The organism is Streptomyces sp. NPDC008125 (assembly GCF_042957125.1).
In the GTDB taxonomy this organism is placed as follows: Bacteria; Actinomycetota; Actinomycetes; order Streptomycetales; family Streptomycetaceae; genus Streptomyces.
Genome location: NZ_JBIBHR010000010.1, coordinates 185,865 through 207,142, shown reverse-complemented (window position 1 = coordinate 207,142; position 21,278 = coordinate 185,865). Strand labels below are relative to the sequence as shown.

18 protein-coding genes and 1 pseudogene are annotated in these 21,278 nt (G+C 73.3%); 10 read left to right on the top strand and 9 right to left on the bottom strand.

The annotated features are described in order from the left end of the window. The first annotated feature begins 22 nt into the window (after nucleotides 1–22). Complete coding sequence (locus ACFZAX_RS19105) at nucleotides 23–784, top strand: hypothetical protein (RefSeq protein ID WP_390962823.1); 762 nt, start codon at nucleotides 23–25, stop codon at nucleotides 782–784. Between the two features lie 7 nt (nucleotides 785–791). On the opposite strand, the gene cobT is transcribed toward ACFZAX_RS19105, so the two are convergent. Then, nucleotides 792–1,919 (bottom strand): nicotinate-nucleotide--dimethylbenzimidazole phosphoribosyltransferase, encoded by a 1,128-nt coding sequence (gene cobT / locus ACFZAX_RS19100; RefSeq protein WP_390962821.1) that lies wholly within the window; start codon nucleotides 1,917–1,919, stop codon nucleotides 792–794. A gap of 300 nt (nucleotides 1,920–2,219) precedes the next feature. On the opposite strand from cobT, the gene ACFZAX_RS19095 reads away from it, so the two are divergent. After that, a complete protein-coding gene (locus ACFZAX_RS19095) occupies nucleotides 2,220–3,194 on the top strand; it encodes a GDSL-type esterase/lipase family protein (protein ID WP_390962819.1) in 975 nt (324 codons plus the stop codon). Between the two features lie 83 nt (nucleotides 3,195–3,277). On the opposite strand, the gene ACFZAX_RS19090 is transcribed toward ACFZAX_RS19095, so the two are convergent. Next, the gene (locus ACFZAX_RS19090) at nucleotides 3,278–4,480 is read right to left on the bottom strand and encodes a bifunctional adenosylcobinamide kinase/adenosylcobinamide-phosphate guanylyltransferase (RefSeq protein WP_390962817.1); all 1,203 of its coding nucleotides are present in this window, start codon (nucleotides 4,478–4,480) and stop codon (nucleotides 3,278–3,280) included. A 234-nt stretch (nucleotides 4,481–4,714) separates the two neighbouring features. Between ACFZAX_RS19090 and ACFZAX_RS19085 the strand changes: the two are divergent. Continuing rightward, a pseudogene (locus ACFZAX_RS19085) lies at nucleotides 4,715–4,915 on the top strand (hypothetical protein); the annotation flags it as partial. A gap of 185 nt (nucleotides 4,916–5,100) precedes the next feature. Here ACFZAX_RS19085 and ACFZAX_RS19080 read toward each other — a convergent pair. From ACFZAX_RS19080 to ACFZAX_RS19070, 3 genes are all read right to left on the bottom strand, one after another. Continuing rightward, a complete protein-coding gene (locus tag ACFZAX_RS19080) occupies nucleotides 5,101–6,183 on the bottom strand; it encodes a trypsin-like peptidase domain-containing protein (protein ID WP_390962815.1) in 1,083 nt (360 codons plus the stop codon). Between the two features lie 184 nt (nucleotides 6,184–6,367). Further along, nucleotides 6,368–7,111: a methyltransferase domain-containing protein gene (locus tag ACFZAX_RS19075; protein WP_390963028.1), complete on the bottom strand. Its 744-nt coding sequence runs from the start codon at nucleotides 7,109–7,111 to the stop codon at nucleotides 6,368–6,370. A 59-nt stretch (nucleotides 7,112–7,170) separates the two neighbouring features. Further along, nucleotides 7,171–7,767 (bottom strand): DUF3043 domain-containing protein, encoded by a 597-nt coding sequence (locus tag ACFZAX_RS19070; RefSeq protein ID WP_390962812.1) that lies wholly within the window; start codon nucleotides 7,765–7,767, stop codon nucleotides 7,171–7,173. 309 nt (nucleotides 7,768–8,076) lie between these two features. Here ACFZAX_RS19070 and ACFZAX_RS19065 point away from each other — a divergent pair, with 309 nt between their 5' ends. From ACFZAX_RS19065 to ACFZAX_RS19045, 5 genes are all read left to right on the top strand, one after another. Continuing rightward, entirely contained in the window at nucleotides 8,077–8,862 is a 786-nt protein-coding gene (locus tag ACFZAX_RS19065; protein WP_390963026.1) for a PspA/IM30 family protein, read from the top strand. Nucleotides 8,863–8,871: 9 nt separating this feature from the next. Next, the gene (locus ACFZAX_RS19060; protein WP_390962810.1) at nucleotides 8,872–9,150 is read left to right on the top strand and encodes a hypothetical protein; all 279 of its coding nucleotides are present in this window, start codon (nucleotides 8,872–8,874) and stop codon (nucleotides 9,148–9,150) included. Between the two features lie 213 nt (nucleotides 9,151–9,363). Continuing rightward, nucleotides 9,364–10,620 (top strand): histidine kinase, encoded by a 1,257-nt coding sequence (locus tag ACFZAX_RS19055; protein WP_390962809.1) that lies wholly within the window; start codon nucleotides 9,364–9,366, stop codon nucleotides 10,618–10,620. Continuing rightward, nucleotides 10,617–11,306 (top strand): response regulator, encoded by a 690-nt coding sequence (locus ACFZAX_RS19050; protein ID WP_390962808.1) that lies wholly within the window; start codon nucleotides 10,617–10,619, stop codon nucleotides 11,304–11,306. Before ACFZAX_RS19055 ends, ACFZAX_RS19050 begins: the two co-directional genes overlap by 4 nt. Before the next feature lie 184 nt (nucleotides 11,307–11,490). Next, nucleotides 11,491–14,667 (top strand): efflux RND transporter permease subunit, encoded by a 3,177-nt coding sequence (locus ACFZAX_RS19045; RefSeq protein ID WP_390962807.1) that lies wholly within the window; start codon nucleotides 11,491–11,493, stop codon nucleotides 14,665–14,667. A 103-nt stretch (nucleotides 14,668–14,770) separates the two neighbouring features. On the opposite strand, the gene nadA is transcribed toward ACFZAX_RS19045, so the two are convergent. Next, complete coding sequence (gene nadA / locus ACFZAX_RS19040) at nucleotides 14,771–15,967, bottom strand: quinolinate synthase NadA (RefSeq protein WP_390962806.1); 1,197 nt, start codon at nucleotides 15,965–15,967, stop codon at nucleotides 14,771–14,773. Between the two features lie 261 nt (nucleotides 15,968–16,228). Between nadA and ACFZAX_RS19035 the strand changes: the two genes are divergently transcribed. Next, a complete protein-coding gene (locus ACFZAX_RS19035) occupies nucleotides 16,229–16,585 on the top strand; it encodes an iron-sulfur cluster assembly accessory protein (protein ID WP_266703501.1) in 357 nt (118 codons plus the stop codon). Nucleotides 16,586–16,707: 122 nt separating this feature from the next. Here ACFZAX_RS19035 and ACFZAX_RS19030 read toward each other — a convergent pair whose 3' ends face one another. Both ACFZAX_RS19030 and ACFZAX_RS19025 read right to left on the bottom strand, forming a co-directional pair. After that, nucleotides 16,708–18,114 carry a hypothetical protein gene (locus tag ACFZAX_RS19030; RefSeq protein ID WP_390962805.1) on the bottom strand — a complete coding sequence of 469 codons (1,407 nt, stop codon included), beginning with the start codon at nucleotides 18,112–18,114 and terminating at the stop codon, nucleotides 16,708–16,710. Between the two features lie 193 nt (nucleotides 18,115–18,307). Next, nucleotides 18,308–18,505, bottom strand: a complete 198-nt coding sequence (locus ACFZAX_RS19025; protein ID WP_327175315.1) for a hypothetical protein — start codon at nucleotides 18,503–18,505, stop codon at nucleotides 18,308–18,310. A gap of 151 nt (nucleotides 18,506–18,656) precedes the next feature. On the opposite strand from ACFZAX_RS19025, the gene ACFZAX_RS19020 reads away from it, so the two are divergent. Beyond that, nucleotides 18,657–19,631, top strand: coding sequence for a PfkB family carbohydrate kinase (locus tag ACFZAX_RS19020; protein ID WP_390962804.1), 975 nt, complete (start codon nucleotides 18,657–18,659; stop codon nucleotides 19,629–19,631). A gap of 148 nt (nucleotides 19,632–19,779) precedes the next feature. Here the strand turns inward: ACFZAX_RS19020 and ACFZAX_RS19015 are convergent, their stop codons facing one another. After that, on the bottom strand, nucleotides 19,780–21,171 hold the full coding sequence (locus ACFZAX_RS19015; protein WP_390962803.1) for an aminotransferase class V-fold PLP-dependent enzyme: 1,392 nt from the start codon (nucleotides 21,169–21,171) through the stop codon (nucleotides 19,780–19,782). Nucleotides 21,172–21,278 lie beyond the last annotated feature (107 nt).

Sequence of the window (21,278 nt, the reverse complement as noted above, 5' to 3'; positions counted from 1 at the left end):
TGACCGATCGGGAGAGGGTGGCATGGGTCACTGGTGGCACACCAACATCACCGAGCCGGGAAAGCTGCCGCTGCTTCTCGCGCTGGCCGCGTTCGTGCTGACCTTCGCCATCACCCGCACCATCACCCGCATGATCCGGGCCGGGAAGGGACCGTTCCGCAACATCACCCCGGGCGGGGTCCACGTTCACCACGTCGTCCCCGGTGTCGTGCTCTGCGTCCTCGGCGGCTTCGGCGCGGTCGCCGACGGCCAGCACGGCGTCACCGCGATGGTCTTCGCGGTGATCTTCGGGGTCGGGGCGGGCCTGGTGCTGGACGAGTTCGCGCTCATCCTGCACCTGGACGACGTCTACTGGACGGAGCAGGGCCGCCAGAGCGTGGAGATGGTCGTGCTGACGACCTCGCTCGTGCTGCTGGCCCTCGCGGGCTTCTCGCCCCTCGGGGTCGACGAGCTGACGGACGAACAGGAGAACGGCCGGCTCGGCCTCGTCCTGACGATGGTCGTCAACTTCCTCTTCGTGCTCGTCGCGCTCTTCAAGGGCAAGGCGCGGATGGCGGTCGTCGGCGCCCTCGTCCCCTTCGTGGCACTGATCGGCGCCCTGCGGCTGGCCCGCCCCGCCTCGCCGTGGGCCAAGCGGTTCTACGGACGGCGCCACAAGGCCCGCGCCCGCGCGGTGCTGCGCGCCTACCACCACGACGTGCGCTGGGCCGGGCCCCGCCGCAGGTTCCAGGACCTGATCGGCGGGGCCCCGGACCGGGTACCGCTGCCCGGCCCCAAGCCCTGACCCGTACTCAGACCGCCGGGTCCGCCGCCACCGCGGCGCCCTGCTCGTCGCCCTGCTGCTCGTCCGGCTCGGCATCCGGCTCCTCGGCGGGCTTCTCCGGCTCGCGCTCCGGCAGTTCGGCGGCGAACGCGGCGGCGGCCCGCACCAGCGGGAGAGCGAGCAGCGCGCCCGTACCTCCGCCGACCGTCACCCCGTGGTCGAGCAGCGGCGTCAGAGCCATCCGGTCCAGCGCCTTCGCCTGCGCCGGCTCACCGCTCGCGTGGCCGGCCAGCCACCAGTCGGGCGCCCGGAACGCGGCCCGCTGCGCCACCAGCGCGCAGGCCGCCGAGACCACGCCGTCCAAAATCACCGGGAGCCGGCGCACCGCGCACTGGAGCAGGAACCCGGTCATCGCCGCGAGGTCCGCGCCGCCCACCGTCGCCAGCAGTTCCAGCTGGTCCCCGAGGACCGGACGGGCCCGGCGCAGCGCGTCACGGATCGCGGCGCACTTGCGCATCCACGCCAGGTCGTCGATCCCCGCGCCGCCGCGCCCGGTCACCACCGAGGCGTCGGTGCCGCACAGCGCGGCGATCAGGGTGGAGGCCGCCGTCGTGCCGCCCACGCTGAGGTCGCCCAGCACCACCAGGTCCGTACCGGAGTCCGCCTCCTCGTCCGCGATCCGGATGCCCAGCGCCACGGCCTCGGCGGCCTCCTCGGCGGTCAGCGCGTTCTCGACGTCGATCCGCCCGGCGCCCCGGCGTACCCGGCCGCGCACCACGGACTCCGGCAGCAGGTCCGGGTCGCAGTCCAGGCCGGCGTCGACGATCCGAACCGGCACCGAGAACCGCCGGGCCAGCACCGCCGACGGGCTCGCCCCGTCCAGGGTGGCGCGGACCAGCTCGTGCGCGCTCCCCGCGGCGCGGCCGGAGACGCCGAGCTCCGCGATCTTGTGGTCACCGGCGAAGAGCACCACGCGCGGCTGGTCCACCGGCCGGACCGGCACGGTCTGCTGTGCGGCGGACAGCCATTCGCCCAGTTCGTCGAGCCGGCCGAGCGCGCCGGGCGGGACGATCAGCCGCCCCCGGCGGTCCTCGGCGTCGCGCCGCACACCGCCGTCGGGGCGCTCGATCAGGTCGGAGAAGTCGTCCAGGTTCACGGAGGTCTGCCTCGCGGGTCGTTGCGTCGGGGGCCGGAGCCCGCGGGCGGGCTCCCTGCGGAACAGTATCCGCCGCGCCGTTCCCCGACCGGTCCCGAGGCCACCGGGCCGACGACTCCGCCCGTGACTCCGCCGCCGCGGGTGTTCCGGACGGGCGGCGGAGCCCGGGGAGGGCCGGTGGAAGAGATTGCCGCCGCCTGCCTCTGGCCGCGTGGAGCTACCCGGCGGTATACAAGCTCCGTCGTGTCGTGCGGTGCCGGCTTCGCGTGGCGGCGTCCAGGTCTTACGGGAGGAACACACGTGGCGGACAACGGAGTTGCGGGTACGGGGGCGGCAGTGGCGGTACGGCGGCGGGCGGTGGCGGTGGGGGCCGCACTCGGAAGCTGCGTGCTGCTCATGGCTTCGGTGACTCCGGCCGCCGCGCACGGCAGGGACTCCGCGCACGGCAAAGGCGCCGGGCACGGGAGTTCCGGGCACGGTCGCGGCAGCGGGCACGCAGGGGGCCCGGCGCACGGCCCGCGTTATGTCGCGCTCGGGGACTCGTACACGTCGGGGCCGGGCATCCCCCCGCAGGCCGACCTCGCCTGCGCCCGCTCCACCCGCAACTACCCCTCCCTGGTCGCCGAGCGGAAGAGGGCATCCGCGTTCGAGGACGTGAGCTGCGGCGGCGCGACCACCGAGCAGATGTGGACCGCGCAGGGCACCAACCCCCCTCAGCTGCAGGCGCTGGGCCGCGACACCGGTCTCGTCACCCTGCAGATAGGCGGCAACGACGTCGGGTTCGGGTCCATCATCGCCACCTGCGCCGGTCTGGGCGTCCAGGAGCCGACGGGCGATCCGTGCCGGAGCCACTACACCTCCTCGGGGACGGACCGGCTGGCCGAGGCCGTCGCGCAGACCGCCCCGAAGATCGAGCGCGTCCTGCGGGCCGTGCACGCGCGGTCGCCGCACGCGCGGGTGCTGGTCGTCGGTTACCCCGATCTGCTGCCCGACGACGGCAGCGGCTGCTTTCCCGCGGTGCCCTTCGCGGCCGGGGACTTCCCCTATCTGCGGGACACCGAGAAGCGGCTCAACGCGATGCTCCGCACGGTGGCGGTCCGCAACCGCGCCGAGTACGTCGACACCTACGCGCCCACCGTCGGGCGCGACATGTGCAAGGGTCCCGAGGACCGCTGGATCGAGCCGCTCGTGCCGGCGTCGCCCGCGGCTCCCGCCCACCCCAACGCCAAGGGCGAGCAGGCCATGGCGACCGCCGTACTGCACCGGCTGCGGTAGAGGCCGTACCGCAGCCGGTGAAGGCTGCACCGCACGGTCCGGACGCGGTTCCGGCGCGGGGCCGGGCGCTCCGGCCCCGCCCCTCACCCCCGCAGCACCACCGGCAGCCCCGCCACGACCAGCAGCACCGTCTCGCACTCCGCCGCGAAGGCCGCGTTCAGCCGCCCCAGCTCGTCCCGGAACCTCCGCCCCGCGGCCGTCGCCGGGACCACGCCGGAACCGACCTCGTTGGTCACCGCCACCACGGTGCGCGAGGTCTGCCGCACGGCGGCGACCAGCTCCGCGACCCGCGCCCGCAGCGCCTTCTCGCCGCCGTCCGCCCACCGGCCGTCGTCCCAGGCGTCCACCCGGTCCATCGCGTCGGTCAGCCACAGCGACAGGCAGTCGATCAGCAGCGGCGGCCCGTCCGCCCGCAGCAGCTCCGCCACCTCGCAGGTCTCCTCGGTGCGCCAGGCGGACGGCCGGCGCTCCCGGTGCAGTCCGATGCGAGCGGCCCATTCGGAGTCCCCGTCCCGCCGGCCGCCCGTCGCCACGTACAGCACGTCGGGGAAGGTCTCCAGCCGCAGTTCCGCCTCCACCGACTTCCCCGACCGGGCGCCGCCGGTCACCAGGGTGCGCCGGGGGACCTCGGGGAGGGGACGGAACTCCCCTGCCACCAGCGTCGTCCCGTCGGGTACCGCCCGGGCCCCCGCCGCCGCGAGCCGGCGGTCCAGCTCCGCCCCGGGCGGGGCGTCGTGGTCCAGGTGGACGGCGACGATCTCGGTGAGCGGCCCGACCGCGTCCACCGCGCGCAACCGCGCCAGCGCGTCCGGCCGCCCCACCACGTCGCCGGCCACCAGGTCGTACGGCTCGGGGAACGGCTCGGCGAGCCCGGCCGGTGCCGCGCCCTGCGGCAGGTAGAGCAGCCGCTCGCCGGTGGGGGAGGTGATCTCGTACCCGGTGCCCGGCGCGTCCATCGCAACCGCCCGCACCCGGTGCCCGCTGATCAGCGTGAGCACCTGTCCGTCCGGCACCCGCCCCGGCCGGGGGAGCCCGGGGGGCAGCTCGACGGCGGGACCGTTCTGGGGGCGGGTCAGCAGCACCTGGCGCACCCCGGCCAGCGAGTGCCCCGCGCGGGCGGCGGCGAGCGCCGCGCCCGGGGTGAGGTCGAGCAGCACGGCGTCGTCGACGAGGAGGGCCGTCGTCGCCCGCGCGGACGTGCCGCGGGCGGTCGCGCACACGGCGCAGGGGCAGTCGGGCCGGGGCAGCCCGCCGGGGGCTCCGGTGCCGAGGAGAGTCAGTTCCACGTCTTGATCCTGCCGCGTGCGCGCCGGGGGTGCGCGCCCGGCCCGCCCCCGCCCCCCGCGCCACGGGCCCCCGCTCCCCGCGTCAGGGGCTCCCGCCGGACCGCCCGGGCTTTCTCGGGCGCCGCCCGCCAACGGGTTTCCCGGCGCCCCCGGCGGCAATCTTCCGGACGATCGCGGCAGGATAGCGGGCCGAGGCCCTAGGCTCGGGGCAGCAACAGGACCCAGGAGGCTGACATGGCGTGGACGTGGCGGTTCGAGAAGTCCGACGGTACGGAGACGGAGCCGGCGTTGCAGCCGGAGGAATTCACGACGCAGGGTGACGCGGAGTCCTGGATCGGCGAGTTCTGGAAGGAGCTCCTGGACGGCGGGGCGGACCAGGTGACGCTCTTCGACGACTCCACGAAGATCTACGGGCCGATGAGCCTCCACGCGGAGACGCCGGAGCCCGACCGGGAGCCCACCCCGGAAGGGGAGCCGGAGCCGGGTACCGCTGACGGCGCCGCCGCCCCCGACGCGGCTGCCGCGTCCGGTCCGGAGGCGGAGACCGTCTGACCCGACGGGAGCGGGCGGGAGGGGGACTCCCGGACCGCCCGCCCCGTGCACTCGTCCGTCCGACGGGCTCAGATCTCCCCGAGCGTGACCTCGGCCGTCCGCGTGGTACCACCGCGGGTGTACGTCACCTTGACCCGGTCCCCGGGCTCCTCCCCGGCGAGCGCCTCCGCGAGCGAGGTGATCGTGGTGACTTCCGTGTCCCCGATCCGGGTGATGATGTCGCCGACCCGCATCCCCGCGTCGTACGCGGCCCCGCCCCGGACCACGCTGACCAGCGCCACACCGGCGGGCCGGTAGTCGTCGTCGACGACCGTGCGGCCGGTGATGTCGAGCGCGGCCCGCCCCGAGTCGGTGACCTTGCCCTTGTCGATGATCTGGTCCGCGATGGTCTTCACCGTCGACACCGGGATCGCGAAGCCGATGCCCGGCGCCGCGCTGTTGCCGAGGGCGGGGTCGGTGGCCGCGAGCGTCGGGATGCCGATGACCTCGCTGTTGAGGTTGACCAGCGCGCCCCCGCTGTTGCCCGGGTTGATCGCCGCCGAGGTCTGCACCATGTTGGCGAGGGTCGCCCCCGTGCCGCCGCCGGAGCGGGACTCGCTGACCGTCCGGCCGAGCGCCGAGACAATGCCCTGGGTGACGCTGCTGGAGAGGCCGAGCGGCGAGCCCATCGCCAGCACGATCTGCCCCACCTCGACCTTCTCCGAGTCGCCGAACTTCGCCGCCCGCAGCCCGTCCGGCTTGTCGTCGATGCGGATGACCGCCAGATCCTGGTCCGGGTAGGACGAGACCAGGGAGGCGTCGAGAACATGTTCCCCGGTGGCGACGCTGACCTTGAAGGACTTCGCGTCGCCGACGACGTGCGCGTTGGTCACGATGTTGCCGTCGTCGTCGTAGACGATGCCGGAGCCCAGCCCGTCGGCGGTCTGGATCTGGACGACGGAGGGCAGCACGTCGTTGATGACCCGCTGGTAGTCGGACTCCAGCTCCGCCACGGCACGGGACGCGGAATCCTGCCGGGCCGCCGCCACGGAGGGCTCGGGGGAGTCCGTTGCGGAGTCGGAGCAGCCGCTCGCCAGGGCGAGGGCGCTGAGACCCGCGGCCAGGGAGAGCGGCAGCCGGCGCGCGCGGCTGCCGGAGGGAGATGCGTCCATGTCCGGAGTATCCCGTTCGTCCCTGCCGGGCGGCGGGTGCTGCTGGGCCGAACGGGCCGAACGGAGACCGGCGCGGCGCCGTACGGAGACCGGCGCGGGACCACGGGCCGAACGGAGACCGGCGCGGGCGGACGCACCCGTCCGGCGGCCCGCCCCGCCGCGACGGGGGAGGGCCGTCAGGCCCTCAGGTCCGTTCGCCGCGTACACCGCAGAGGTGGAGCAGCGCGGCGACCCGCCGGTACGGGTCGGTCCGCCCGGCCCGTTCCTCGGCGGCGAAGATCTGCTCCAGCTCGGCGGGCCCGGGCAGCGGGGTGTCGCCCGGGGTGTTGTCCGTGAAGACGCGCACCCCGTACCAGGCGTGCAGCGGCGCCGCGATCCCCGCCAGGGTGGCGGTCAGCGCGTCGAGCCGGTCGGCCCGGACCTGGAGGCCGAGCCGGTTGGTGTAGCGGGCGGTGTCGAAGGCGGCGTGCGCCGAGCCGAAGTCGCCGGCCGCCGCGGGGCGCATCGCGAGCGCGTCGCCGTTCCGTACGACCAGCGAGAGGAGGCCGCCGGGGGCCAGCACCCGTGCCAGCCCCGCCAGGAGGGCGTCGGGCTCCTCGACGTACATCAGTACGCCGTGGCAGAGCACCATGTCGAAGGTGCCGGGCAGGAAGTGGACACCGGTCTCCGAGCCGTCGCCCTCGATCAGCCGGACGCGCTCGCGGATGCCCTCGGGCTCGTGCTCCAGTGCCTCACGGGCCGCCACCAGCATCTCGGGGTCGGAGTCCAGGCCGGTCACCGAGTGACCGGCCCGCGCCAGGCGGAGGGACTGCGTGCCCTGACCCAGCCCGACGTCCAGGACGCGCAGGCGCCGCCCCACCGGGAAGCGGGCGGCTATCTGCTCGTCCAGCTGCCGGGCCACGAGCTCCTGGCGGACGACGTTGCGCAGTCCGCCCAGGCCGGAGAGCCAGGTCGAGGAGCCTCCGGCGAATCCCGAGGCTCCCGCGGTCAGGGCCGCTCTCCTCGCTTGACCTGCGGCTTCGGCAGCCGCAGCCGGCGCATCTGGAGCGTACGCATCAGGCCGTAGGCGACGGCGCCGCGCTGCGAGGTGTCCGGGAAGCGGATGCGCAGCTGCTTGCGCAGCCGGAACGCCAGGCCGATCGAGTCCAGCACGATCAGCACGATCACGCCGAGCCAGAGCAGCAGCGAGATGTTCTGGATGTTCCGGATCTGGATCACGCTGAGGACCAGGATGATCACGGCCATCGGCAGGAACCACTCGGCGATGCTGAAGCGCGAGTCCACGAAGTCGCGGGTGAAGCGCCGCACCGGGCCCTTGTCGCGGGTCGGGAGGTAGCGCTCGTCACCGGAGGCGAGGGCCTCGCGCTGCTTGGCCATGTCGACCCGGCGTGCTTCGCGCGAGCGCTTCACCGCCTCCTTGCGGTCGACCGGCGTGGTCGAGGCGCGACGCCGCTGCGTCTGCGCCTCGCTGCGCTTCGGCGTGGGGCGACCCTTGGGAGCCTGGGGGTCGCGGGACTGGGTGGAGAGGTCCGCCGTCACCTTGCCGGTGGGGGCCTTCTCTTCTTTGGAACGGCTACGGAACACAAAACCCAAGGGTACGGGGTCCGGTGGGCGGGCAGTCGGACCGGGCGGGAACGATCCGGCAACGGCCCGCGTCCTCAGCTGTGCACCCACCGGGCGACACCGGGGCAACAGGGGCATCCGCCCCGGTCGGCCCGCATCCGCCGCGTACTCCTCGGGCGGGAGCGGTCGCCCGCCGCAGTCGTCCTTGGGGAGGAGCACATCGCGCCCCGAACAGTGCGGTAATGGATGCGGGGCCCGTACTGTGGGTTCTGTCGGAGTGCTGGAGTTCAGTCGTCAAGAAGGGGGCGCGCGAAGCCCATGAGCGGTGTCATGAAGCGGATGGGAATGATCTTCCGCGCGAAGGCGAACAAGGCCCTCGACCGGGCCGAGGACCCGCGCGAGACCCTCGACTACTCGTACCAGAAGCAGCTGGAACTATTGCAGAAGGTGCGCCGCGGAGTCGCCGACGTGGCGACCTCGCGCAAGCGGCTGGAGCTGCAGCTGAACCAGCTGCAGGGCCAGTCGTCCAAGCTGGAGGACCAGGGCCGCAAGGCCCTCGCGCTCGGCCGGGAGGACCTCGCCCGCGAGGCGCTCTCCCGTCGCGCCGCCCTCCAGCAGCAGGTCACCGACCTGGAGACGCAGCACCAGACGCTGCAGGGCGAGGAGGAGAAGCTCACTCTCGCGGCCCAGCGGCTCCAGGCCAAGGTCGACGCCTTCCGCACCAAGAAGGAGACGATCAAGGCCACCTACACCGCGGCGCAGGCGCAGACCCGCATCGGGGAGGCGTTCTCCGGCATCTCCGAGGAGATGGGCGATGTCGGCCTGGCCATTCAGCGGGCCGAGGACAAGACGCAGCAGCTGCAGGCCCGGGCCGGCGCGATCGACGAGCTGCTGGCCTCCGGCGCCCTGGACGACCCCACCGGCACCGCGAAGGACGACATCGCCGCCGAGCTGGACCGCATCTCCGGTGGTACGGATGTGGAGCTGGAGCTCCAGCGGATGAAGGCCGAACTGGCCGGCGGCACCTCGGCGGACCAGCAGGCCATCGAGGGCGGCTCCCAGGGCACCGCGCCCGGCTCCCAGCAGCAGTCACCGCACCGGTACGACAAGAGCTGAGGAACGGTCATGATCGTACGGATCATGGGGGAGGGCCAGGTCGAACTGGCCGACGGCGCGATCGCCGAGCTGAACGCGCTCGACGACGAGTTGCTCGCGGAGATGGAGCGCGGCGACGGACCCGGTTTCCGCACCACGCTGCACGCCCTGCTCGGCCGGGTGCGCGAGCTGGGCTCGCCGCTGCCGGACGACTCCCTGGAGCCGTCCGAGCTGATCCTGCCGTCTCCCGACGCCACCCTCGAAGAGGTCCGCGCGATGCTCCACGACGACGGGCTCATCCCCGGCTGACCGGACCCGGCCGGTCCCCCGCACCCGCACCGAGCACTCCGCTCTCCACGACACGCGCCCCGCCGCCCGCCCGGACCCCGGGCGGGCGGCGGGGCGTGTGTGCGTACCTCCCCCACGCACGGGGGGCGATGCGGACGCGCACGGGGGCGTACCGGAGCGCGGTGTCCGCCGCCCCGGCCGCCCCGCTCCCCGCACGCCGTACCGTTGCCCGACGTGACCACCCTCGGAACCGGACTCGCGCGCGCCCGCCGCTGGCTGCGGGACCATCCGCTCGCCTTCGACGCGGCGCTCGCCCTCGCCGTCCTCGGGACCATGCTCGTGGCGTCCTTCGCCGACTCCGGCGGCCCCGGCCACCACGGGCCCTCCTTCGGCTCGCGGACCCCCGTCGCGTCCAGCGTCGTCCTGATGCTGCTCGGCGCCGCGGCGCTGGTGCTGCGCAGGAGGCGGGCCCTCCAGGTGCTCGGCTTCACCTGCTGCCTGTCGGTCGTCGAGTTCGTGGTGGTGGACCCGCCGGCGCCGGTGGTGATGAGCGCGGTCGTGGCCCTCTACACCGTCGCCTCCCGCACCGACCGGCCCACCACCTGGCGGGTCGGGCTGGTCACCAGCGGCGCGCTCGCCGCCACCGCGATGATCTTCGGCGCCGCTCCCTGGTACAGTCAGATCAACCTGGGCGTCGTCGCCTGGACCGGCCTCGCCGGGGCGGCCGGGGACGCCGTGCGCAGCCGCCGGGCCTTCATCGACGCGATCCAGGAACGCGCCGAACGCGCCGAGCGCACCCGGGACGAGGAGGCCCGCCGCCGGGTCGCCGAGGAACGGCTGCGCATCGCCCGCGACCTGCACGACGTGGTCGCGCACCACATCGCGCTGGTCAACGTCCAGGCCGGGGTAGCCGCCCACGTCATGGACAAGCGCCCGGACCAGGCCAAGGAGGCGCTCGCGCACGTACGGAACGCCAGCCGCTCCGCGCTCAACGAACTCCGCGCCACCGTGGGGCTGCTGCGCCAGTCCGGCGACCCCACCGCCCCCACCGAACCCGCGCCCGGCCTCGCCGTCCTCGGCGATCTGGTCGAAACCTTCCGCAACGCCGGACTCCCGGTCGAGGTCGCCTGCCCCGAGCAGGCCGCCCCGCTGCCCGCCGCCGTCGACCTGGCCGCCTACCGGGTCGTCCAGGAGGCTCTGACCAATGTGCGCAAGCACGCCGGAGCCGGTACGAAGGCCGAGGTCAGCGTCGTACGGGTCGGGGCCGTGGCCGAGGTGACGGTGCTCGACAACGGGCGCGGGACCCCCGCGGTCCCCGCCCAGGGCGGACTCGGCGGTGGCCATGGCCTCCTCGGCATGCGCGAACGCGTCACCGCGCTCGGCGGCACCCTCACGGCGGGCCCCCGCTACGGCGGCGGGTTCCGGGTCCATGCGATCCTCCCGGTGGACGCCCGCCCGGGCGCTCCGGACCGTACGGGGGGACTCGCGTGAGCGTGATCAGGGTGCTGCTCGCCGACGACCAGGCGCTGCTGCGCAGCGCGTTCCGGGTGCTGGTCGACTCGGAACCCGACATGCGGGTCGTCGGCGAGGCGGCCGACGGCGCCCAGGCGGTGGAGCTCGCCCGCGCCACCGCCCCCGACGTGGTCCTGATGGACATCAGGATGCCGGGCACCGACGGCCTCGCCGCGACCCGCCTGATCAGCGCGGACCCGGCGCTGACCGGCGTACGGGTCGTCATGCTGACCACCTTCGAGGTGGACGAGTACGTCGTGCAGTCGCTGCGGGCCGGGGCCTCCGGGTTCCTCGGCAAGGGCGCCGAACCCGAGGAGCTCCTCCAGGCGATACGCGTCGCCGCCGCGGGCGAGGCGCTGCTCTCCCCGGTCGCGACCAAGGGACTGATCGCCACCTTCCTCGCGCAGGCGGCCACCTCGGACGAGCTGCCCGACGCCGCCGCCCACGCCGAGCGGCTGGACGCGCTCACCGTCCGCGAACGCGAGGTGCTGGTCCAGGTCGCCGCCGGCCACTCCAATGACGAGATCGCCGAACGCCTCGCGGTCAGCCCGCTCACCGTCAAGACCCACGTGAACCGGGCCATGGCGAAGCTCGGCGCCCGCGACCGTGCCCAACTGGTCGTCATCGCCTACGAGTCGGGACTGGTACGCCCCCGGAGTGCGTGACCCCGGGGTGCGGCCGGGTGGAGACGGCGTACTCCAGCTGCGGTACACGGAGGCCGTAAAAAGCACCCGGGGGGCCGACGTCCGGCCGCGGGCCATCAGGGATCGTATGAGTGGGTCGGGTGTGTCCCCTTCGACTCACGCATCCGCCCGTCACCGCGTACGCCACAGAAGAGAGACGTAACCCATGTCCTGGCTGTCAAGGTTCAGCCTCGCGCAACGGGCCCTGATCGGGCTGATCTCCATCGTCGCGCTCGTCTTCGGGGCGATAGCGATCCCCCAGCTCAAGCAGCAGCTGCTGCCGACCATCGAGCTGCCGATGGTGTCGGTCCTGGCGCCCTATCAGGGGGCGTCCCCCGATGTGGTCGAGAAGCAGGTCGTCGAACCGCTCGAGAACGCCATCAAGGCCGTCGACGGCATCGAGGGCGTCACCTCCACCGCCAGCGAGGGCAACGCCGTCGTCATGGCCAGCTTCGACTTCGGGGACGAGGGCACCAAGCAGCTCGTCGCCGACATCCAGCAGGCCGTGAACCGGGCGCGCAACCAGCTCCCCGAGGGCGTCGACCCGCAGGTCATCGCCGGCTCCACCGACGACATCCCGACCGTGGTCCTCGCCGTCACCTCGGACAAGGACCAGCAGGCGCTCGCCGACCAGCTGGACCACACCGTGGTGCCCGCACTGGAGGACATCGAGGGCGTCGGCCAGGTAGCCGTCAACGGCGTCCAGGACGTGCAGGTCACCGTCGTCCCCGACGACAGGAAGCTCGCGGCGGCCGGTCTCTCGGCGACCTCCGTCTCCCAGGCGCTCCAGACGGCCGGCGGCACCATGGCGGCCGGCTCCTTCGCCGAGTCCGGCAAGAGCCGCACCATCCAGGTCGGCGGCGGCTTCACCTCGCTCCAGCAGATCGAGGACGTCCGGGTCGTCCCCGGCGCCGAGACCGGGAAGCCCGGCAAGCCGGTCCGCCTCGGCGACGTCGCCACCGTGAAGCAGGAGGAGTCCGCGCCGGTCTCCATCACCCGCACCAACGGCAAGCCCAGCCTCGCCGTGATGGCGACGATGGACCAGGACGGCAGCGCCGTCGCGATCTCCGACGCGGTCGAGAAGATCCTCCCCGACCTGCGCAAGGACCTGGGTTCCGGCGCCGAGCTGACGGTCGTCACCGACCAGGGCCCGGCCGTCTCCAAGGCGATCTCCGGCCTGACCACCGAAGGCGCGCTCGGCCTGGTCTTCGCCGTCGTGGTGATCCTGCTCTTCCTCGCGTCGATCCGCTCGACGCTCGTCACCGCGGTCTCCATCCCGCTCTCCGTGGTCCTCGCGCTGATCGTGCTGTGGACCCGCGACCTGTCGCTCAACATGCTCACCCTCGGGGCGCTGACGATCGCGATCGGCCGCGTCGTCGACGACTCGATCGTCGTCCTGGAGAACATCAAGCGGCACCTCGGCTACGGCGAGGAGCGCCACTCGGCGATCGTCGCCGCGGTGAAGGAGGTGGCCGGAGCGGTCACCGCCTCCACCCTCACCACCGTCGCCGTCTTCCTGCCGATCGGTCTCGTCGGCGGCATGGTCGGCCAGCTCTTCGGCTCGTTCTCGATCACGGTCACGGCGGCGCTGCTGGCCTCGCTGCTGGTCTCACTGACCGTGGTACCCGTCCTGTCCTTCTGGTTCCTGCGCGCCCCCAAGGGAACCGCCGAGGACCCGGACGAGGCCCGTCGCAAGGCCGAGGAGAAGGAGGCGACGAGCCGGCTCCAGCGGTTCTACGTCCCCGTCCTGGGCTTCGCGACCCGCCGCCGCGTCACCAGTGTGGTGATCGCGCTGGTCATCCTGCTCGGCACCTTCGGCATGGCCCCCCTGCTGAAGACGAACTTCTTTGACCAGGGCGAGCAGGACGTCCTCTCCGTCACCCAGAAGCTGACCCCGGGGACGAGCCTCGCCGCGGCCGACGAGGCCGCCCGCAAGGTGGAGAAGGTCATCGCCGCCGACAAGGGCGTGAAGGACTACCAGGTCACCGTCGGCTCCTCCGGCTTCATGGCCGCCTTCGGCGGTGGCACGGGCGCCAACCAGGCCTCGTACCAGATCACCCTGAAGGACTCCGGCGAGTACGAGGCCACCCAGAAGCGGATCGAGGACGGTCTCGCGAAGCTGGACGGCATCGGCCGGACCAGCATCGCGGCGGGCGGCGGATTCGGCAGCCAGGACATCAGCGTCGTGGTCAAGGCCGCCGACGCCGACGTGCTCAAGAAGGCGTCCGAGGCGGTGCGCGCCGAGGTCGCGAAGGTCGACGGCGTCACCGACGTCCAGAGCGACCTGTCGCAGAGCGTGCCGCGCATCTCGGTCCGTGCCAACGACAAGGCCGCGGCCGCCGGTTACGACCAGACCAGGATCGGTGCGCTCGTCACCGGCGCGGTCGGCGGGACGAACTCCGGCACGGCCATGCTCGACGACACCGAGCGGAACATCGTCGTGCGGTCCGCGACGCCCGCCACCACCCTGGCCCAGCTCAAGGAGATCCCGGCCGGCAAGGTGAAGCTCGGCCAGATCGCCGACGTCGAGCTGGTCCCCGGCCCGGTCTCCATGACCCGGATCGACGGGCAGCGCGCCGCCACCATCACCGCGCGGCCCACCGAGGAGAACACCGGCGCGGTCAGCACCGAGCTCGCCTCGAAGCTCAAGGCGCTGGACCTCCCGGAGGGCGCCACCGCCACCATCGGCGGCGTCACCTCGGACCAGGACGAGGCGTTCAAGAACCTCGCCCTGGCCATGCTGGCGGCCATCGCGATCGTCTTCATGCTGCTGGTCGCGACGTTCCGTTCGCTGATCCAGCCGCTGATCCTGCTGGTCTCCATCCCGTTCGCGGCGACCGGCGCGCTCGGCCTCCTGATCATCACCGGCACCCCCATGGGCGTCCCGGCGATGATCGGCATGCTGATGCTCATCGGCATCGTGGTCACCAACGCGATCGTGCTGATCGACCTGATCAACCAATACCGGTCCCAGGGGATGGGCGTCGTCGAGGCGGTCGTCGAGGGCGGCCGTCACCGGCTCCGCCCGATCCTGATGACCGCGCTGGCGACGATCTTCGCGCTGCTGCCGATGGCGCTCGGCGTCACCGGCGAGGGCGGGTTCATCTCCCAGCCGCTGGCCGTCGTCGTGATCGGCGGACTCATCACCTCCACCCTGCTGACGCTCCTGCTGGTGCCGACGCTGTACGCCATGGTGGAGCTGCGCAAGGAACGCCGGGCCAAGAAGAAGGCGGCCAGGCGCGCGGCGAAGGGCGAGGTCCCCGCGCAGGGCGACTCCGGCTCCGGCACGGGTACCGACTCCGGTACGGACGGCTCCCGCGAGGCGGCCCACTCCGGCGTCTGACGGCGTCCGGCCGGCCACAGCGGAAAAGGGCCCGGCCCCCGCACTCTCCTTCTCACGGGAGTGCGGGGGCCGGGCCGTTCGCCGTACACGGCGCGTGCGTGCCCTACGGCAGCGCGAGCATCCGCTCCAGCGCCATCTTGGCGTACTTCTCGGTCTCCGGGTCGACCTCGATCCGGTTGACCAGCTTGCCCTCGGCCAGCGACTCCAGCGTCCAGACCAGGTGGGGCAGATCGATCCGGTTCATCGTGGAGCAGAAGCAGACCGTCTTGTCGAGGAAGACGATCTCCTTGTCCTCGGCAGCGAAACGGTTCGCCAGACGGCGCACCAGGTTCAGCTCCGTGCCGATGGCCCACTTGGAGCCGGCCGGGGCCGCCTCCAGCGCCTTGATGATGTACTCGGTCGAGCCGACCTGGTCGGCCGCCGCGACGACCTCGTGCTTGCACTCCGGGTGCACCAGGACGTTGACGCCGGGTATGCGCGCGCGGACGTCCTCCACGGACTCCACCGAGAAGCGCCCGTGCACCGAGCAGTGCCCGCGCCACAGGATCATCTTCGCGTCGCGCAGCTGCTGCGCCGTCAGGCCGCCGTTCGGCTTGTGCGGGTTGTAGAGGACGCAGTCCTCCAGCGACATCCCCATGTCCCGGACGGCGGTGTTGCGCCCCAGGTGCTGGTCGGGGAGGAAGAGGACCTTGTCGCCCTGCTCGAAGGCCCACTCCAGCGCCCGCTCGGCGTTGGAGGAGGTGCAGATGGTGCCGCCGTGGCGGCCGGTGAACGCCTTGATGTCGGCGGAGGAGTTCATGTACGAGACGGGCACGACCCGGTCGGCCACGCCCGCCTCGGTCAGCACGTCCCAGCACTCGGCGACCTGCTCGGCGGTGGCCATGTCGGCCATCGAGCAGCCCGCCGCCAGGTCGGGCAGCACGACCTTCTGGTCGTCGCCGGTGAGGATGTCCGCGGACTCGGCCATGAAGTGCACACCGCAGAAGACGATGTACTCGGCCTCCGGGCGGGCCGCGGCGTCACGGGCCAGCTTGAAGGAGTCGCCGGTGACGTCCGCGAACTGGATCACCTCGTCGCGCTGGTAGTGGTGGCCGAGGACGAACACCTTGTCCCCGAGCTTCTCCTTGGCGGCGCGGGCGCGCTCCACCAGATCCGGGTCGGAGGGGGAAGGCAGGTCGCCGGGGCACTCCACGCCGCGCTCGCTCCTCGGGTCGGCCTCGCGGCCGAGCAGGAGCAGGGCCAGGGGCGACGGCTGAACATCGAGTTCCACAGGGGGGTGGGCCGTGGTCACGTCACGCACCCTTTCTTGTCATTGGTGAGCGCGGCGGTGCCGGTCGGGTGGGCCGGGTCTGCGCCGGGAGTCTTTTCGTCTATTTGACGTTATCTATGATAGCCGGATCGTGTCAGTTTGACGACGCCGTTACCGTCGATGTGACGCATACCCTCGCGCGCGCCGTGTGCGAGCATGAAAATGAACAGACGGACGCGGGCACGGAATGAATCCGCGCGCGCGACGGTTGCACCGTCGGCAAGCAGTCCGTACAACCCGGGAGAGAAGCAGATGTCCGTATCGGACGAGACCACCACCGTGAGCGACGGCATCCTCCTGTCCGACGCCGCCGCAGCCAAGGTCAAGGGCCTGCTGGACCAGGAGGGCCGCGACGACCTCGCCCTGCGCGTCGCCGTACAGCCCGGCGGCTGCTCCGGCCTGCGTTACCAGCTCTTCTTCGACGAGCGCTCGCTCGACGGCGACGTCGTGAAGGACTTCGACGGAGTCAAGGTCGTCACCGACCGCATGAGCGCCCCGTACCTCGGCGGTGCCTCGATCGACTTCGTGGACACCATCGAGAAGCAGGGCTTCACGATCGACAACCCCAACGCCACCGGCTCCTGCGCCTGCGGCGACTCCTTCAGCTAAACCCTCACCGGTTCCCTGAGGGTGCCCGGTCCACGGACCGGCCGCGGAACGAAGACGCACGACGAGGGCGGCCCCGGAATCGCTTCCGGGGCCGCCCTCGTGCGTCCTGGTTCAAAGCCGCTTCACGCGCGGGGAACCGGCTTGCCCGACGCCGTCTCCCGGACGGTCCGCCCGCCGAGCGGCGCGTCCAGGGGCACCTGGACGGTCACCCGCTCGGCGAGCGCCACGCAGGCCGTGCCGGGCTTCGGCCGAGGTTCGGTGATCGTCACCCTGACCTCCGTACGGTCCTCCTCGGCGCTCGCCGTGTAGGTGCCGCACACGCCGCCCCAGAACGACACCTCCAGCGTCCGCCCGTGCTCGGTGTACGAGATCGGCGTCACGCCGCGGGACGGCCGCGATGCCGACGGCGTCTCCAGGTAGGCGGGGGCGACGGCGACCTGGCCGACCGTGGAGACCGGGCCGCCCGCCTCCGGCCGTACGGTGAAGAGCCAGGACGGCACGAGGGCCGGCCGCTCGTCCACGAGCTGCGCCGAGAGCCCGAACACCGCCTTCTCCACCGCCATCGCCGTCGGCGGCGCGATGCGACCCGAGGACGGGACGCACTCCGGGCCCGCCGTCTTCGCGCCGCCCTCCCCGCTCTCCAGGGGTTCGGCCGTCGCGCAGGCCGGGGCGGCCGTGGACCCCTGCGCGGCGTTCAGCGACGCCAGGGCGGCAGCCGCGTCCACCACCGGGTAGAGGGCATCGCCGTTCCCGGCCGTCGGCAGCAGCAGCCGGCCCGACGCGCCGGTGACCGCGGAGTCCGGTCCCACCTGGACGTCGGTGGACCAGCCGTGGGTGGGCAGCCCGTCCACCACCGGATCGGCACGGACCACCCGCTGCGCCCCCAGCGGCCCGCCGTCGCCGAGCGCGGCGTCGCCCAGGCCCAGGGCGTCGAGTACCGGCCGGGCCGCCTCCCTCGCCGCCTCCCGGCTCACCGGGTTCCCGCCCGAGGTGCCGCCGGCGCACACCGCGCCGGACGGGCAGGGGGAGAGGCCGCCGGTGCCGCGCAGGTACTTCCAGGTTCCCGGTGCCTCCTGGGAGACCTCCAGGTACGGCTTCGATCCGCCCGCACCCAGGCGCCAGTAGCCCTCCTGCGCCGTCGGGGTGCCCTGCATGCCGAATGCCCGGGCCGCCCGGGCCGCCTCGGCGAGGGACACGGTGGCGGCGGTGGTCCGGTGCACCGGCGCCGTCGCCGGCCCCTGCGGCAGATCCCCGGTGGCGCGGTAGACCACGCCCGTGGGGGCCGGTTCGCCGGGGGCGAAGCCCGGTACCGACGGATCGGCCGGTCCGGAGATGCCCAGCGGGGCCGGGGCCGGGGACGCGGACGCCGAGGAGGCGGTCTTCTTCGCCCCTTCTCCGCCGTCGTCCGCCGTGGCCGCCCACCAGGCACCGCCGCCCCCGGCCAGCACCACCGCGGCCACCACCGCGCCGATCATGGCCGAGGGCCGTCGGCGGGCGGGCGCTTCGTCGTCGGATCGGTCGATGCTCACCGGAGAGCTCCTTCGCCTCGCTTCCGCGGGCGGATGCTCCCGCCCCGTCCCCCGGGCGGGGGGACGGAGCTGTGACGGGCCGGAGCCGCGATCGGTTCCCTCCCGGGGGCCCGAGAGCGCCACCGGGAGCGGGCGTCAGGCCCCGCCCAACCGTCCGGACCGGGCGGGTTCGCGGCACTCCGGGGCGGGGTCTTCAGCCCCCGTACTCCTCCGTCGCCTCGATCAGCCGCGCGGAGGCGGGCGGCACCGTGACTCCGTGAATCAGGGACGGCGCGACGGGCGGCGTGGCAGTCTTCGGCGGAACGACCCAGTGCGGAGCCATCCGCACGCAGTCACCCCTCAGATCGGCCAGGCTCGTCTCGGTCTCGGACACAACGCTGTGTGTGGGCATATCCGCACCGTACGCACCTTGCCCCCGGGTAGAAAGACCTACTATCGGGTAGTTTCATCCCATCGGTGCTTGGTGCGGAAACGGGTAGCGTGAGGTGTCACGCCGTCCCGGAACGCCCACGCGTCCCCCGCCTCCGCAGGAGCAGCCTCCCGTGCGTATCGCAGTCACCGGCTCCATCGCCACCGACCATCTGATGACTTTCCCCGGCCGGTTCGCCGACCAGCTCGTCGCGGACCAGCTGCACACGGTCTCGCTCTCCTTCCTGGTCGACGCCCTGGACGTGCGCCGCGGCGGGGTCGCCGCCAACATCTGCTTCGGCATGGGGCAGCTCGGCACCTCGCCGGTCCTGGTGGGCGCCGCCGGCTCCGACTTCGACGAGTACCGCGCCTGGCTCGACCGGCACGGCGTGGACACCGGATCGGTCCGCATCTCCGAGGTGCTGCACACCGCGCGCTTCGTCTGCACCACGGACGCCGACCACAACCAGATCGGCTCCTTCTACACGGGCGCCATGAGCGAGGCCCGGCTGATCGAGCTGCAGAGCGTCGCCGAGCGCCTCGGCGGCCTCGACCTCGTCTCCATCGGCGCCGACGACCCCGAGGCGATGCTCCGCCACACCGAGGAGTGCCGCAGCCGGGGCATCCCCTTCGCGGCGGACTTCTCCCAGCAGATCGCCCGGATGAACGGCGAAGAGATCCGGATACTGCTGGAGGGCGCCACCTACCTCTTCTCCAACGAGTACGAGAAGGGGCTCATCGAGTCCAAGACCGGCTGGACCGACGAGGAGATCCTGGCCAAGGTCGGCCACCGGATCACCACCCTCGGCGCCCGCGGGGTGCGCATCGAGCGCGTGGGCGAGCCGGTCATCGAGGTCGGCTGCCCCGACGAGGAGACGAAGGCGGACCCGACCGGCGTCGGCGACGCCTTCCGCGCCGGCTTCCTCTCCGGCCTCGCCTGGGGCGTCGGTCTGGAACGCGCCGCCCAGGTCGGCTGCATGCTCGCCACCCTGGTCATCGAGACGGTCGGCACCCAGGAGTACACCCTGCGCCGCTCCCGCTTCATGGACCGCTTCGCCAAGGCGTACGGCCACGACGCCGCCGACGAGGTCCGCGCGCACCTCGCCTGAACCGCCGCGGCGCCCCGGGGCCGGCCCGCCCGCCCCGCCACCGGCGCCGCCCCCCCCCCCCCCCCCCGCCGCGGGCGCCCCCCCCCCCGCGTCACCGCCCGCGGCCCCGGTGGCCGGCCCGGCGGCACCGCCCCGGGGCGCCGACCCCTCAGCCCAGCCGGCGGACCACGTACGCCGCGCCGCGCTCCGCGGGCCGCTCGCCCACGTACTCCTGCTCCCGCATCTCGCACCAGGCCGGAATGTCCAGCCGGGCCGCCTCGTCGTCGGCGAGCACGGTCACCGTGCCGCCCACCGGAACGTCCCCGATCACCTTGGCGAGTTCGATCACCGGGATCGGGCAGCGCCGGCCCAGCGCGTCCACCACCAGCGACGCGGCCGTCGCGGCGGCACCCCCGGCGGCCCGGTCCGCCACGGGAACCCCGAGGCGCTCCCGTACCCCGGCGACCACTCCGGGGAGCACGTCGAGGAACCGCTCCACGTCCGAGGCGGCGGTGCCCGCCGGCAGCGACACCCGGACGTTCCCCTCCGAGAGCACCCCCATCGCCTTCAGCACATGGCTGGGCGTCAACGTGCTGCTGGTGCAGGACGAACCGGACGATACGGAGAAACCGGCCCGGTCCAGCTCGTGCAGCAGGGTCTCCCCGTCGACGTAGAGGCACGAGAAGGTGACGACGTGCGGCAGGCGCCGCTCCGGGTCGCCCACCACCTCGACGTCCGGCACCCCGGCCGCCACCCGCGCGCGGACCCGGTCCACCAGTGCCCGCAGCCGGGCCGCCTCCGCGTCCGCCCCGGCGCGCACCGCGCGCAGCGAGGCGGCGGCGGCCACGATCGCCGGCAGGTTCTCGAAGCCGGCCGACCGCCCCGACTCCCGCTCGTCGGCGGGCCCCTGGGGTGCGAACCTGACCCCCTTGCGCACCGCCAGCAGCCCGACGCCCGCCGGGCCGCCCCATTTGTGGGCGCTCGCCGTCAGCAGCGACCAGCCGTCCGCGACCGGTCCCCACCCCAGCGACTGCGCCGCGTCCACCAGCAGCGGGACCCCTGCCTCCCGGCAGTGCGCGGCGACGGCCGCCACGGGCTGCTCGGTGCCCACCTCGTGGTTGGCGGACTGGAGGCAGGCGAGCGCGGTGTCCGCGCGCAGGGAGGCGCCGAACACGGCGGAATCCACCGCTCCGGTCCGCTCCACCGGCACCTCGGCGAAGGACCCGCCGGCCGCCTCGTGTGCGGTCGCGGCATGGAATACCGACGAGTGTTCGACCGCCGAGGCGACCAGATGACGGCCGACACGCCGACGGCCCGAAAGAGCTCCGGCAATTCCCGCGTGCACCGCGGCCGTCCCCGAAGGGGTGAAAACGAGCTCGTCCGGGCGGCAGCCGACCGCTTCCGCCGCCGCTTCGCGGGCGGCGTCCAGCAGCATCCGGGCCCGCCGTCCCTCCCGGTAGAGCCGGGCGGGATCGGCCCAGCCCTCGTCCAGCGAGGCCATCAGGGCCTGACGGGCCACGGGATGCAGGGGGGCGGAGGAGGCGGCGTCGAAGTAGGGCACCCGGCCACGCTAGCCCGCAGGCCTGGCCCTGCCGTTCGCGGGCGCCCGCGAACCAGGAGAAGGAACGTCAGATGACGCCCGGAAGCCGGGATTCCACCCCTTCGGGG

What these genes read in the sequence shown, in the direction of transcription:
- ACFZAX_RS19105 (WP_390962823.1), top strand. Translation starts at nt 23, where the DNA reads ATGGGTCACTGGTGGCACACCAACATCACCGAGCCGGGAAAGCTGCCG.
- ACFZAX_RS19080 (WP_390962815.1), bottom strand. Translation starts at nt 6,183, where the DNA reads ATGGACGCATCTCCCTCCGGCAGCCGCGCGCGCCGGCTGCCGCTCTCC.
- ACFZAX_RS19065 (WP_390963026.1), top strand. Translation starts at nt 8,077, where the DNA reads ATGAAGCGGATGGGAATGATCTTCCGCGCGAAGGCGAACAAGGCCCTC.
- ACFZAX_RS19060 (WP_390962810.1), top strand. Translation starts at nt 8,872, where the DNA reads ATGATCGTACGGATCATGGGGGAGGGCCAGGTCGAACTGGCCGACGGC.
- ACFZAX_RS19045 (WP_390962807.1), top strand. Translation starts at nt 11,491, where the DNA reads ATGTCCTGGCTGTCAAGGTTCAGCCTCGCGCAACGGGCCCTGATCGGG.
- ACFZAX_RS19035 (WP_266703501.1), top strand. Translation starts at nt 16,229, where the DNA reads ATGTCCGTATCGGACGAGACCACCACCGTGAGCGACGGCATCCTCCTG.
- ACFZAX_RS19025 (WP_327175315.1), bottom strand. Translation starts at nt 18,505, where the DNA reads ATGCCCACACACAGCGTTGTGTCCGAGACCGAGACGAGCCTGGCCGAT.